We start from the raw sequence: 12,871 nt of genomic DNA, 5'->3' as shown, positions 1-12,871 counted from the left end.
CATCGTCGGCCCGCACCACGGCCCCCTATCCGCGAGGTCCGGGCCCTTCCGCGGGCACCACGGGCTCCGCGGGACCGCAGGTGGGCCCCACGGCCCTAACCCTGGGCTCCCCCGTGCCCGGCGGTGGCGCCCTCCCGTACGCGCAGCGCGCGGCGCAGGTCGTCCAGTTCGTCCGCAAAACGGCGCCGCAGCGCGGGGATGGGGTTGGCGTCGCGCAGGCACTCCTCGCCGAGCCGCAGCGTTGACGCGTCTACCGCGTACTGCGGGAAGCCGAAGCGACCCACGGCCTGGGCAATGGCGGGGCCGCGTCGGGCGGCCACCTCGGCGACGGCGGGGAAGTAGCGCGGCAGGTAGGCACGGAGGAGTTCGTGCTGCTCGGGCTGCCAAAAGCCCTCGGCGGTGGCGGTGGCCAGGTAGGTGGAGAGGTCGTCCTTGTCGAACAGTTCCGTCCAGGCGGCTTCCTTGGCTGCCGGGTCGGGCAGCGCGGCCCGGCAGCGGGCAGCGCCCTCCTGGCCGGTGGCGCTGGAGTCGCGGGCGAGTTCCGCTTCGATGTCGGCAGGCGTGGCGGCGCCGAGGACGGCGCGCCGCAACAGCAGTCGCCAGCGCAGTTCCGGGTCGAGCACGGGGCCACCGGGCACGGTGCCTGCGGCGAGCCACTCGTCCAGTTCGGCCGGGTTGGTGGCGCTGTCGGCGAGGGTGCGTACGGCCGCGAGCCGCAGCCCGGGCGCCGAGCCGTCGTGGGTGCGGCGGAGCAGGTCACGGCAGGTGTCGGTGAGGGTGGCCAGGGCCGCGGGGCGCTGCTTGGCAGTGAGGTAGCGGTCGGCGATCTGGGTGCGGGCGAAGGCGAGGACGCCCTGCACGATGGCGACGTCGCTCTCTTGCGGAAGGTGGGCGCGCAGCGCGTCGAGGTAGGCGGTGGGCGGCAGCTTTCCGTCGCGTACCAGGTCCCGGGCGGCGTTCCAGATCACGGCGCGGGAGAGCGCGTTGGGCAGCCCTGCCAGGGCCGCGGCGATGGTCGCCCAGGACCGGTCGTCGAAGCCGATCTTGGCGTAGGTGAGGTCGGCGTCATTGACGAGGACGAGGTCGGGGCGGCGGCCATCGGCGGTGTGCACGACGTCGTCGGGCACGTTCCAGTGCAGCGGTGTGCGGGGGACGAGGCGGCTCGTCGCCTGGTCGAGGTCGTACAGGCCGATGGTGAGCTGGTGTGGGCGGCTGCCCTCGTGGGTCAGTCGTAGCTCCCAGCCGTTGGGGGTGTCGCTGACGGTGGGCGTGAGCGTGTCCACGCCCGTGGTGCGTAGCCAGGTGTCGGCCCAGGCGTGGACGTCACGGCCGGAGGCACGGGCGAGGGAGTCGATGAAGTCGGCGAGCGTCGCGTTGGCGAAGCGGTGCAGCGTGAAGTGGTCGTTGATGCCCGCGAAGAAGTGCCGCTCGCCCAGCCAGGCGACGAGTTGCCGCAGCGCGGACGCGCCCTTGGCGTAGGAGATGCCGTCGAAGTTGAGGCGGGCTGCGGCCGTGTCGGGTACGCCGTCTGGCTCGGGTGCTACGGGGTGCGTGGAGGGCCGCTGGTCGGCGTCGTAGCCCCAGTTCTTGCGGCGGACGCCGAAGTCGGCCCAGGTGTCGGTGTAATGGGTGGCCTCGGTGAGGATGTGGAAGCCCATGTACTCGGCGAACGACTCGTTCAGCCAGATGTCGTCCCACCAGCGCATGGTGACCAGGTCGCCGAACCACATGTGGGCCATCTCGTGGGCGATGACCATGGCGCGGCTTTGTCGTTCGGCCTCGGTGACGGCGGAGCGGAAGACGAATTCGTCGCGGAAGGTGACGAGCCCGGGGTTCTCCATGGCGCCGGAGTTGAATTCGGGGACGAATGCCTGGTCGTAGGAGTCGAAGGGGTAGGGCTCGTCGAAGATCTCGTGGTAGCGGTCGAAGCAGCGGCGGGTGATGTCAAAGATCTCGTCGGCGTCCGTGTCGAGGTGGGCCGCGAGCGAGCGGCGCACGTGCAGTCCGAACGGTAGCCCGGCGTGTCGGGTACGCACCGAGTGCCAGGGCCCGGCGGCGAGCGCCATCAAATAGGTGCTGATGGGTTTGGTGGCGGTGAGCCGCCAGCGGCCATCGGCGGTGTCGCCGACGCGTTCGGCGATGCCGTTGCCCAGGACGGTCCACTCGGGCGGCGCGGTGACGGTGACCTCGAAGACGCCTTTGAGGTCAGGTTGGTCGAAGCAACCGAAGACCTTGGGTGCGTCGGCCATGCAACACATGGTGTACAAATACGTTTCGCCATCGGTTGGGTCGGTGAAGCGGTGCATGCCCTCGCCGGTGTGCGAATAGCGCATGTCGGCGTCGAGCAGCAGCTCGTGCTCGCCCTGACCGAGCCCGGTGAGCGGGTAGCGGCCATCGACGTACAGCGCGGGGTCGAGTGTGGTGCCGTCGAGGACGACCCGGTGCAGTGCGGCTGCCTCCAGTTGAATGAAGGTGTCGGTGCCCGCCTCGCGCACGCAAAAGCGCACAGACGTGATGGAGCCGAACACTTCGACCCCTCGTGTCAGGTCGAGGTCGATGGTGTAGCGGCGAAGGCCGATGAGGGCGGCGCGGGTCTGCGCTTCATCATGTGTGAGTACGGACATGGGGACATGCTGCCGTACGGCTTCGCCGCCGTGCAGGCGGCGGGGGGTGCCAGGCGTCACTCCGGGCGGTGGCCCGCGGGCTGCGGCCTTCGTGTACCGGCCTTTGGGCCCCGACCTTCGCGTCCCTGGTTCCGGCCGAAGGGTGCGGCTGGGTCAGGGGACAAAAGCGGCGTAACCGCGCGCCTCGGGTGGCGGGCGCCTTGGCATCTGCCGGGCGGATGACAGTGCGGAAGGGCGGGAGGCGGGAAGGCGGCAGGTGGGAGGCGGGAGGCGGGAGGTGGGAGGTGAAAGGCGGAAGGGCGGGAGGTGGGAGGGTGGGAAGCATGACGATCGCTGTACGTCCCACGCGCTTTCTGCGGCCTCGGCGCCTTCCAGGGCAATGCCGCGCCACCGCCACCGCCACCATCGCCGTACGCGCCGGGGGCCCGCGATGACGCGGCCGGGGCACGGGCCGGCGGCAGCGGAAAGCGCGGGGGCCCGGCATGCGCGGACCGATGCGGCCACGGAAGCCGACCCAGGCACGGACGCCAGCAGTGACCAGGGGGCGGGCCAAGGCGCCGGCCAGGAGGCACACGGGGTCAGTGGCTCCCGCGGCGGCGAAGCCGCGGCGCGGCGGCGGGCGTTGGAGCGGATCGACGCGGTCGCCGGACGGCTGAGCGAGCTGAGCCGGAAGCTGCACGCCGACCCCGAGTTGTCGTTCGCCGAGCACCGGGCCGCCGACCGGTTGGCGGAGCTGATGGAGGAGGCCGGATTCACGGTACGCCGCGGCCCCTGCGACCTGCCGACCGCGCTGATCGCCTCCTACGGCAGTGGACCGCTGACGATCGGGGTGTGCGCGGAGTACGACGCGCTGCCGGGCATCGGGCACGCCTGCGGGCACAACATCATCTGTGCGGCGAGCGCGGGCGCGGCCATCGGTTTGGCGGCGGTCGCCGATGAACTCGGCTTCACCGTTAACCTCTTGGGCACCCCGGCCGAGGAGGCGGGTGGCGGCAAGGTATTGATGCTGGAACGCGGTGGGTTCGACGGCGTGACGGTGGCCATGATGGCGCACCCGGGGCCGGCGGACGACGTCGATCCGCGCTCGTCCACCACGACAGTGGCCCGCTTCGCGGTGACCTTCACCGGGCGGGCCTCGCACGCGGCGCTGGCCCCGCACCTCGGAGTCAACGCGGCCGATGCGGCGGTGGTGGCACAGGTGGCGGTGGGGCAGCTTCGACAGCAACTGCCGGACGGATACCGGGTGTCGGGCATCGTCCGCGACGGCGGTGAGCGGTCGAACATCATCCCGGAGCGCACAGTGCTCGAATGGGAGGTGCGCACGCCCACGGCCGAGGAGCTCACGACGTTCCGCGAGCGGGTGACCGCCTGCTTTCGGGGCGCGGCGCTCGCCACGGGTTGCGCCGTGGCCATCGAGCCCACCCAGCCTGACTACCTCGACGTACGCAACGACGCCTGGTTGATGGCGCGTTACGCGGACGGGCTACGCGAAGCGGCGGGCCGCTCGGTGCCGGAGCCGGCAGGCGAGCCCCGCCGACTCGGTGCATCGACGGACATGGGGAACGTGTCCCATGCGCTGCCCGCGATCCATCCCCACCTGGGCATCATCGGCTCGCACGGCACCCCGCACACCCGGGAGTTCGCGGACTGGACGGGGGGCGAGGCAGCCGACGACGCGGTGCTCGCGGCGGCCCGCGCGATGGCCTGGGCGGGCATCGCCCTGGCCACCGACGAGGAACGACGGGCCCACTATCTGGCCCTGCGCGCCACCGGCCCGCACGGCTGAGCCCGCGGCGATGGCGGCGTACGGGTGATCGGGGGCACGGGGCAGCGTGCGAGCGACGCGGCGGCGTGGTGCGGTGAGGCTGCCTCGTGCGGTAAGGCTGCGGTACGCGGTAAGACGGCGGTACGCAGTAAGACGGCGGTACGCGGTAAGGCTGCGGTACGCGATGGGGCGGCGAGCCGGCCGGGGAGGCGGTAGGGCCGGGGTGCCGACCGATGCCGGCTGGTACTGACCGGTGCCGGTCAGCGTTCGACCGCTCCGCTACCGGTCACCGCGTCGCCGGCGAGCTGCTCGTGGTGCCTGATCACCTCGGCGATGATGAAGTTCAGCAGCTTCTCGGCGAACGCCGGGTCGAGCTTGGCGTTCTCGGCGAGTTCCCTCAGCCGGGCGATCTGCCGGGCCTCGCGTGCGGGGTCGGCTGGGGGCAGCTTGTGGTGGGCCTTGAGCCGGCCGACCTGCTGGGTGCATTTGAACCGCTCGGCGAGCATATGGACGACGGCCGCGTCGATGTTGTCGATGCTGTCGCGAAGCCGCACCAGTTCGGAGCGTACGGCCGCCTCGTCCAAGGCGGTGGTATCCGCACCCTGGCTCAGCGGCGCGGGCAGGGTCGGCTGGGTGGGGTGTGCGGGCAGGTCAGGCTGGTCGTTCATCGCGTGGATCTCCCGATGCGATCACGGGCGGCAAAGTGGCGCCACGCTAACAGGGCTTACGAGGTGGCGCCCGACCGGCCACCCACAGTGCCGGTGCGCAAGCGCTGTAGGTGGCGTACGCGTGCCGCGTGCCGCGTGTCGCATATCGCGGGAGAGCGCTCGGTGCCCCGCGCGCCGTGTTACGCCGTGGCCGTGGGGGTGATGGTCGGCGGGTGCTCGGGGTCCGGGACCTGGTCGCTCCAGCCGCCGGGTGCGGCGCGCCCTTGTTGTTCGCGGAAGCGGCCGGGGGCGATGCCGACGCGGCGGGTGAACAGCCGGCTGAAGTACGCGGGGTCGGCGTAGCCGACTCGGCGGGCCACGGCCGCGACGGGGAGGTCGGTGCCGACGAGGAGTTCCTTGGCGCGGCCGAGCCGGATGCCGAGCAGATAGTCCTTGGGGCTGGAGCCTGCCGCGCGGCGCACCGCAATCCGTAGCTCCGCGGCCGTCATGCCGTGCCGCGCGGCGTGTTCGAGGACCGACAGCGGCTGGAAGGCGTCGCGGGCCAGCGCGCGCAACACCGGGTCGGTGTCCCCACCCGCGTCGGCGCGCGCCCGGCGCAGTGCGACCAGGAGTTCATGGACGGCGGCGGACGTCTCGACTTCGAGCAGCGGGTTGCCGCGCCGGGCCGCGCGGGTGATGCGGCCGATGGCGGCGCGGGCAGTGGCGGTGTCGGTCAGGGGCACCACGGGCCGGTCGCCGTCGATGTAGCCAAGTTCCGTGTACGCGGCGACGGCTGGCCCGGTGAAATCGACGAAGCTCTCGTCCCAACCGGTGGTCGCGTTGGCGCCGTAGTGGTGGAGCACGCCGGGGGTGAGCCAGATCAGCGCGGGCGCGGTGACCGGCCGACGACGCCCGTCCGTGCCGCGAAACCAACCGCTGCCCGCGCCGATCACCACCGCGACATGGTGGTCAAGGGTGCGCGGGCCGACCGTGGGCAGCGCGCCATGCTGAAGACCGACGCCGAGGCAGACCAGGCCGAGCCGGTGATGGGCAGGGCTGGGCGTGAAGTACCGCATCCAGGTCTGGTACGCGCTCTCGCCCATGAGTGGCCTCCCCGCCTCGCTCGCCGCGCCGTGGTCTGTGCGCACCACGCGGCTGCTCTCCCCTGCCCCGTGCAGGCTTGCCCCGTGCAGGCTTCCCGCCCCGCGCAGAAACCGTAACCCGGCAGTCCGCCGCGCCGCCCCCTCGGCGGCCATGGAGCGCATCCCCGTCCCACCAGTCCCACCAGCCCCTGCCATCCGTCCCACCAATCCGTCCCATCCGTCCCACGAGTGCCACCCGTCCAAGTAGCGCCGACCTTTGTCCATGGACCGGCCGCCTGCCGCGCGGTCAGGGTGAGGGGGATCTGTGGTGAGTAAAGGGAGAGACGGGGCGGGGCTGTGGCGGAGTTCGTGATCACGGACGAGCGGTTCGAGCTGGATGGGCAGCCGGTGCGGCTGCTTTCGGGAGCCCTGCACTACTTCCGGGTGCACGAGGGGCACTGGGAACATCGGCTGGCCATGCTGCGTGCGATGGGCCTGAACTGCGTGGAGACCTACGTACCGTGGAACGCGCACGAGCCGCGGCCCGGGGAGTTCCGCGATGTGGCGGCCCTAGGCCGCTTTTTGGACGCGGCGCAGGCGGCCGGGCTGTGGGCGATCGTTCGCCCGGGCCCGTATATCTGTGCCGAGTGGGAGAACGGCGGTCTTCCGCACTGGCTGACCGGGCCGCTGGGCTCCCGGGTGCGCACCAGGGACCCCGAGTTCTTGCGGCCGGTGAGCGCCTGGTTCGAGCGGGTGCTCGCGGAGGTGGTGCCCCGGCAGGTGGACCGCGGGGGTCCGGTGCTCATGGTGCAGGCGGAGAACGAGTACGGCTCGTACGGCAGCGATCGGGTCTATCTGCGGCACGTGGCCGAACTGCTGCGGCGCTTTGGGGTGAGCGTGCCGCTGTTCACCTCGGACGGCCCCGATGATCACATGCTCACCGGTGGTTCGCTGCCCGGTGTGCTGGCGATGGTCAACTTCGGGTCGGGGGCGCGGGAGGCGTTCGCCGCGCTGCGCCGCCATCAGCCGCGTGGGCCGCTGATGTGCATGGAGTTTTGGTGCGGCTGGTTTACGCACTGGGGCGCCGATGCGGTGCGGCGTGATGCGGCGGATGCCGCGGGGGCGCTGCGCGAGATCTTGGAGTGCGGTGCGTCCGTCAACCTCTACATGGCGCACGGCGGGACGAACTTCGGCGGCTGGGCGGGGGCCAACCGCGCCGGCGATCTGCATGACGGCACACTGCGGCCCACGACCACCTCGTACGACTACGACGCCCCGATCGATGAACGCGGCGCTCCGACCCCGAAGTTCTGGCGCTTTCGCGAGGTGCTCGTCGATTACGCGGTGGGGCCGCTGCCGCCGGTGCCGCCCGCTCCCCCGGCGCTGGCCGCTCCCGTGCACGCCACCTTCGACCGGTGGGCGCCGCTGACCGGGGTGCTCGATGCGCTCGGTGGCGCACAGACGCACACCGCGACGCCGCCCACCTTCGAGGAGGTCGGGGTCGATCGCGGGCTGGTCCGTTATCGGGTTGAGGTGCCGGGGCCGCGTCGGGCCTATCCGCTGCGGGTAACGGGGCTGCGGGACCTGGCGCTGGTGTACGTGGACGGGGTGCGTACCGCCGTGCTCGACAGCGAGGACGCGGTGGTCGGCGAGGTCGGCGGGCCCGCGTCCGTGGAGCTGTGGGTGGAGTCGCTTGGGCGGGTCAACTACGGGCCACGGCTGGCCGAGTCGAAGGGCATCACCGGCGGTGTGCTGCATGAGCGGCAGTATCTGCACGGTGTACGGGCCAGGGGCCTGCGGCTCGACGCCCTGGAGGAGGCGGGCGCGGTGGAGCGGGTCGCGTTCGGGCCGGTGCCGGATGCGGCGGGGCCCGGTCTGTTCACCGGCTCCTTCGAGGTGGCGGCGCCCGGGGATGCGGCCTTGGAGTTGCCCGGCTGGGTACGCGGCTTCGTCTGGGTCAACGGCTGCTGCCTGGGCCGCTACTGGGAGGTCGGCCCGCAGCTCACCCTGTACGTGCCGGGGCCCGTGCTGCGGGCCGGCCGCAATGAACTGCTGCTCTTGGAGGTTGCGGGGCCGGCCGGCGGGCCCGTACTGCTGAGTTGAGCAGCACGGGCCCAACGTCAGTCCAGTTCACGCACCGTGAACGCGTCCAGCACGAACTCCGCCGTGCCGTCGCCCCCCGCCTTCCGCAGGCCGACCCAGGCCGCGCCGTTGGCCGGTGCGGTGAAGGTGTACGTCCACTGCGCCGGGGCCGTCGCGACGGGTAGCGCCGTGCGGCTCAGCTCGCGCGTCGCTGGCTCGTCCACGCCGGTGATCCACGCGTACTGGCCTGCCTTCTCGTTCTCGTAGCGGAAGGACACCTCGTAGCGGCGCCCGGCCAAGAAGCGCACGGTGTGCGGGAGGGTGCGGTAGACGAGCCCGGTGTTTTCGCCGCGGGACTTGAGGGACTGGCCGCCGTCGATCACATCGTCGATGGCCTTGCCGTTCCAGCCGCGCTGGGTGTACGGGGCGTGCCGTTGCGCGATGTGGGTGCGCGGATCGTTGGACTTGCCCGCATCGCCCTTGACGAACGGCCCCCACCCCTGGGGTACGTTTTCGAAGTCCTCGTGGACGAACGCGCCCGGGGTGGCCGGGACGGTCGGGCGCTGAGCCGGGACGATGCGGACGTTGTCGAAGCGCACTCGGGCCTGGCCCGCCGCCGCGCGTAGCGTCAGGTGCGCGGCGCCGCCGCCGTCAGGGACGGTGAAGTAGGTGAACATGCGCTGGAAGCGGGTGTCCTTCTTGCGGTCGGACGCCACGTAGTTGACGGCCGTCGAGCTGTCGGTCCAGTTGCTTGCGGTGACGCCATCGGCGGTGCGTACTTCAAGGGCGGCCCTGCGGGTTTCGCCCGCCGCTGCGCCCACCTCGACCTGCACCGATGCTGCGTATTCGCCGGGGGCGAGCCGGCGCAGCCGCTGCCCGACCGCGGCGGCTTGGCCTGAGCCGACGACCAGTTCGTAGTCGCCTCGCTCGCTGCGCACGACCTGTGCGGGGCCGCTGACGCTCCACGCTGCCAGGGCTCCGGAGGCGAAACTCGGGTCGCGTAGGGCCGTGTGTGCGCCCCAGTCGGGTGCGGGCTGGTGTGGGGCGCTGCCGCGGTAGAGCACGTAGGGCTGTCCGGCCTCGGCGACCACGGTGATCTTGCCGGAGCGCACGGGGAGCGTGTGGATGCGCTCGCGCCCCTGGTCGGTGAGCCGGTAGACGGTGACCTGGGAGGCTCGGGACCAGCCGCGCGGCAGTTGCCAGGTGGTGCTGCCGCCGCCCGGGCTGTAGTGGTACAGCTTGGCCGGGTTGGTGGCCTTTCGTGGCTCCCAGGGCAGCAGATAGGTGCCGCCCGCGTAGACGACCCGCCCATCGGTGGTGATCGTCCGCTGGCCGGCTGCGTCGGATACGACGGTTCCACTCGGCCCGAAGAAGGTGATCTCGTGCTCGCCCCAGGTCTTGATCGGGTACGCCTGGAGGTACTTGGCGGGCAGGCTGTCGGTCCAGATCTGTCGGTAGAAGGTGTTCCAGTCGGTCTTGCCCACCCAGCCCTCGAAGTTGCCGGTACGGGGGATGCCGAGCAGCGGCCACTTGTCGGCGAAGACGTCCTTTTGGTGGTTGCGGATGAAGCGGATCAGCTGGGAGTTGATGCCGCGCGAGGTGTCCGGGCCGTAGTCGGTCTCGGTGGCCCAGTGCGACCACAGCGAGGAGCGTTCTAGGCCATGGCCCCATTCGGTGGTGATGTGCCAGCCCTGGGCGCGCAGCTCGCGTTGCAGCCGGTCGGAGTTCCAGCCGGACTCCCGGAAGACGTCGATGTAGAGGGTGTTGAGGCCGGCGTCGGTCTCGTTGCGCAGTTGCTCGAAGCGGCGAGCGATGTCACCGGAGGCCAGGTCGCGGCGGGCGTCGATGCGGTACGACTGGTCGAGCCAGTCCCACTGCTCGTCGGCCTTGTTGACCAGCGTCTCGGAGAACGCGTTGGCCACCGGATAGGACTCGGTGGCGTTGACGTGCACAGCGAAGTCGCTGTTCCACTTCTTGCCCTCGCGCAGCAGCGTGTTGAGGTCCGTCAGCCCGCCCGCGCGCTGGTTGTAGTTGCCGCCGTAGTCGGGGTGCGCGGAGTCATGGCCCTCGGACGCGTACCCCTTGAGCAGCGTGTATTGCCGCAGTCCGTCCGTGGCCAGCGCGATGCGCTTGACGTTGTCGAGGGTGGCCAGAAACGGGTTGGTGGCCTGGCTCGCGAAGTTGAACGGGATGTGCGGCACCACTCGCAGGTGCTGTGTGTCGGCGCCCAGCGGGCTGACCATGATGTCCCGCATCGCGATGGCCGCGTCCTGCCAGTCGGCCCGGCCGTCGCCGTTGCGGTCGCGGGTGACGATGACGGTGGCGTACGGCAGGGGCTCGGTCATCTGCACCGGTGCGGTCGCCGCCCGGTGGGTCCACTGCCCGCATGCGATGCGCGCCGCTGTGTGGCCGTCCTTCGTGACCGTCTGCCGCCACAGTCTGCCGTTGTCCCAGGTGGCGCCAGGCGTCTCGGACGGCTTGTCGAAGACGGTGTTGGTCTCGATGGCGGCGGCGAGCGTGCCGGCGGCCACGACGGCGTAGGCGCAGCCGAGTGGGGCGGGGTCGGCCGGGGTCGTGCCGGTGAGCTTGACCAGCGTGTCGCCGCTCTTGGCCTTGTCGAGGTCGATGCGGGCGGCGAGCAGCGTGGCGTGGTCCTGGTCGCTGCGCACGCTGAGCAGGGCGAGCGCGGGGATGCGCAGGGTGCCAACGCGCAGGGTCGCGGTGTCGAAGATGCGGGTGATCCGCCAGTCCACCTGCCAGCCGGTGACCTGGATCTGCACGTCGATCTCGGTGCCGCCGGCGAAGGCGAGCGTGTAGGTGGCGCGGTTCGCGCGGACGTTGCTGCGCACCTCGGGCGTGTGCGTGGTGCCATCGATGACGACGGAGGTGACGGGCTCCTGCTGGCCGTGCAGGAGGGCGCCGGTGCGCCGGTCGGTGTACGACACGATGCGCGGGAAGGCCCTGGCTACCCGTACGTCGAGGTCGGCGGAGCGCAGGAGTGCCTCCCCGCGCGCCCGCCCCGGTGCTGCCTGTGCGGCGTAAGCGGTGCCGCCGTGCAGCGCGAGCGCGGTGCCGGCGAGGGCGGTACTGGCGACAAGCGTGCGTCTCGTTGGCCGTCCCGTCACGTTCTCCTGTGCGCTCTCCGACTCCACGATGCTGCTCCTTAACGCTGTCGGTGTCCTGGTGTGGGACACCCTGAGCCGGGGGCGCCTGGCGCGCCTATGGACAAAGCCGGGGCGGCTATTGGACTAATGGGCCGGGCGTGGGCACCCTGCCGTCATGATCGCGACATTGCAGTGCACCGTCATCGACTGCCCCGACCCGGCCGCGCTGGCCGCGTTCTACGAGCGCGTCCTGGGGTGGCGGCTGAACGCCGCCGACCCCACGTGGGTCACCCTGACCTCGCCGCAAGGCCAACAGTTCGCCTTCCAGCAGGTCGCCAACTACCAGCCACCTCGCTGGCCCGACCCGGCCCACCCGCAGCAGTTCCATCTGGACTTCGAGGTGGGGACGCGCCAGGACGTGGAACAGGCGCAGCGCGAGGTGGAGGCCCTGGGCGCCACGTTCCTGCACGACAGCGGGGGCGCCCGCGCGGGCTTTCGGGTCTTTACGGACCCTGCGGGGCACCCGTTCTGCTTGTGCTACGGGCAGGGGTGACGGGGCGGAGGTGACCGGGCGTGCGGGGCGGGGAGCTGCGGTACGGCACGCGGGCAGCGCGGCCGGGCGCGCCCGCGGGAGCGGTCCCGCCCGACCGCCGTTACTCCAGCCGCTCCGCCACCGCGCGCAGCGTCGCCGCCGCGCCGCTGGTCAGCGGGTCACCGTGACCGAAGCAGGCGACCTCCACGTTCAGTGCCGCCTGTCGGTGGAAGGAGGAGATGGCCAGGGCCCGATCGATGTTGAAGACGCCGAGCATCACGCCGTCCGCTCCGTTGGCGACCGTGTCGCCGGTGAACAGCACGCCCGAGGAGGGCAGATGGAGCGCGATGCTGCCTGGAGTGTGCCCGGGAACGGCCACGATGGCGGCCGGTTCGCCCCAGTTGGCCTGTGGTTCGCCGTCGGCGGTGTCGTGTGGTGTGTGCAGGTCGTCGCCGTCGCCGAGTTCGCGGTGGACGGGGGCGGGCGGGGCCGGGGGCACGGGTGCGGCGTAGGTCTCGAACAGTGGGCGTTCCCAGTCGAGCAGCACGGGCGGTGGTTGGGGCGCCTCGCCCCGGATGATCGCGGCGTCGGCGGCCCCGGCGAGGATGGGGGCGCGGGTGATCGAGGCAAGGGCGGCGGCCGAACCGGTGTGGTCGGGGTGGGAGTGGGTGAGCAGGATGGCGCGCAGCTCGTCCGGGTGCGCGCCCAGTCGGCGGAGGGAGCCGAGTATCTCCTGGGCATGGCCGGTCGGACCGGTGTCGATGAGTGCCCAGCCTTCGGCGAGTTCGACGGCGTACGCCTGCCCGACGTCGAAGCGCAGCATCCATACGCGGTCCGCTACCTGTGAGGTCTCCATGCGCTGACGCTAACGACACGGTGACCGCGACCGCTTGGGATTGCGCCCGCCGCGTAGGCGTTGGGCCATGGGCGAACACGGCGGCCCGCTGCGGGCCGGCCACAGCCGGTCGGCCCGGCCCAGCCGCCGCGCCCTCCTCGACTGCCTGCGGCCCCACCGGCCCCCGGGCGGCCTCCGCG

8 protein-coding genes are annotated in these 12,871 nt (G+C 71.7%); 3 read left to right on the top strand and 5 right to left on the bottom strand.

Annotated elements, in window-relative coordinates; genetic code table 11:
- Positions 1-95 precede the first annotated feature (95 nt).
- On the bottom strand, positions 96-2,624 hold the full coding sequence (gene pepN / locus FHS42_RS02785; protein ID WP_184568840.1) for an aminopeptidase N: 2,529 nt from the start codon (positions 2,622-2,624) through the stop codon (positions 96-98).
- A gap of 430 nt (positions 2,625-3,054) precedes the next feature.
- On the opposite strand from pepN, the gene FHS42_RS02780 reads away from it, so the two are divergent.
- Positions 3,055-4,410 carry an amidohydrolase gene (locus FHS42_RS02780; protein ID WP_184568839.1) on the top strand — a complete coding sequence of 452 codons (1,356 nt, stop codon included), beginning with the start codon at positions 3,055-3,057 and terminating at the stop codon, positions 4,408-4,410.
- A gap of 239 nt (positions 4,411-4,649) precedes the next feature.
- On the opposite strand, the gene FHS42_RS02775 is transcribed toward FHS42_RS02780, so the two are convergent.
- On the bottom strand, positions 4,650-5,057 hold the full coding sequence (locus tag FHS42_RS02775; RefSeq protein ID WP_246494113.1) for a chorismate mutase: 408 nt from the start codon (positions 5,055-5,057) through the stop codon (positions 4,650-4,652).
- A 179-nt stretch (positions 5,058-5,236) separates the two neighbouring features.
- Positions 5,237-6,139, bottom strand: coding sequence for a helix-turn-helix domain-containing protein (locus tag FHS42_RS02770; protein ID WP_184569066.1), 903 nt, complete (start codon positions 6,137-6,139; stop codon positions 5,237-5,239).
- Between the two features lie 336 nt (positions 6,140-6,475).
- On the opposite strand from FHS42_RS02770, the gene FHS42_RS02765 reads away from it, so the two are divergent.
- The gene (locus FHS42_RS02765; RefSeq protein ID WP_184568838.1) at positions 6,476-8,221 is read left to right on the top strand and encodes a glycoside hydrolase family 35 protein; all 1,746 of its coding nucleotides are present in this window, start codon (positions 6,476-6,478) and stop codon (positions 8,219-8,221) included.
- Positions 8,222-8,238: 17 nt separating this feature from the next.
- Here the strand turns inward: FHS42_RS02765 and FHS42_RS02760 are convergent, their stop codons facing one another.
- Positions 8,239-11,352 (bottom strand): endo-alpha-N-acetylgalactosaminidase family protein, encoded by a 3,114-nt coding sequence (locus tag FHS42_RS02760; protein WP_312866675.1) that lies wholly within the window; start codon positions 11,350-11,352, stop codon positions 8,239-8,241.
- Positions 11,353-11,479: 127 nt separating this feature from the next.
- Between FHS42_RS02760 and FHS42_RS02755 the strand changes: the two genes are divergently transcribed.
- The gene (locus FHS42_RS02755; RefSeq protein ID WP_184568837.1) at positions 11,480-11,857 is read left to right on the top strand and encodes a VOC family protein; all 378 of its coding nucleotides are present in this window, start codon (positions 11,480-11,482) and stop codon (positions 11,855-11,857) included.
- A gap of 100 nt (positions 11,858-11,957) precedes the next feature.
- Here the strand turns inward: FHS42_RS02755 and FHS42_RS02750 are convergent, their stop codons facing one another.
- Positions 11,958-12,692 (bottom strand): MBL fold metallo-hydrolase, encoded by a 735-nt coding sequence (locus FHS42_RS02750; RefSeq protein ID WP_184568836.1) that lies wholly within the window; start codon positions 12,690-12,692, stop codon positions 11,958-11,960.
- Positions 12,693-12,871 lie beyond the last annotated feature (179 nt).

Origin of the sequence: Streptomyces zagrosensis, assembly GCF_014203645.1 — a bacterium.
Lineage (GTDB): Bacteria > Actinomycetota > Actinomycetes > Streptomycetales > Streptomycetaceae > Streptomyces > Streptomyces zagrosensis.
Note: the sequence above shows the minus strand (reverse complement) of the source record. Positions and strands in the feature narration are given on the sequence as shown.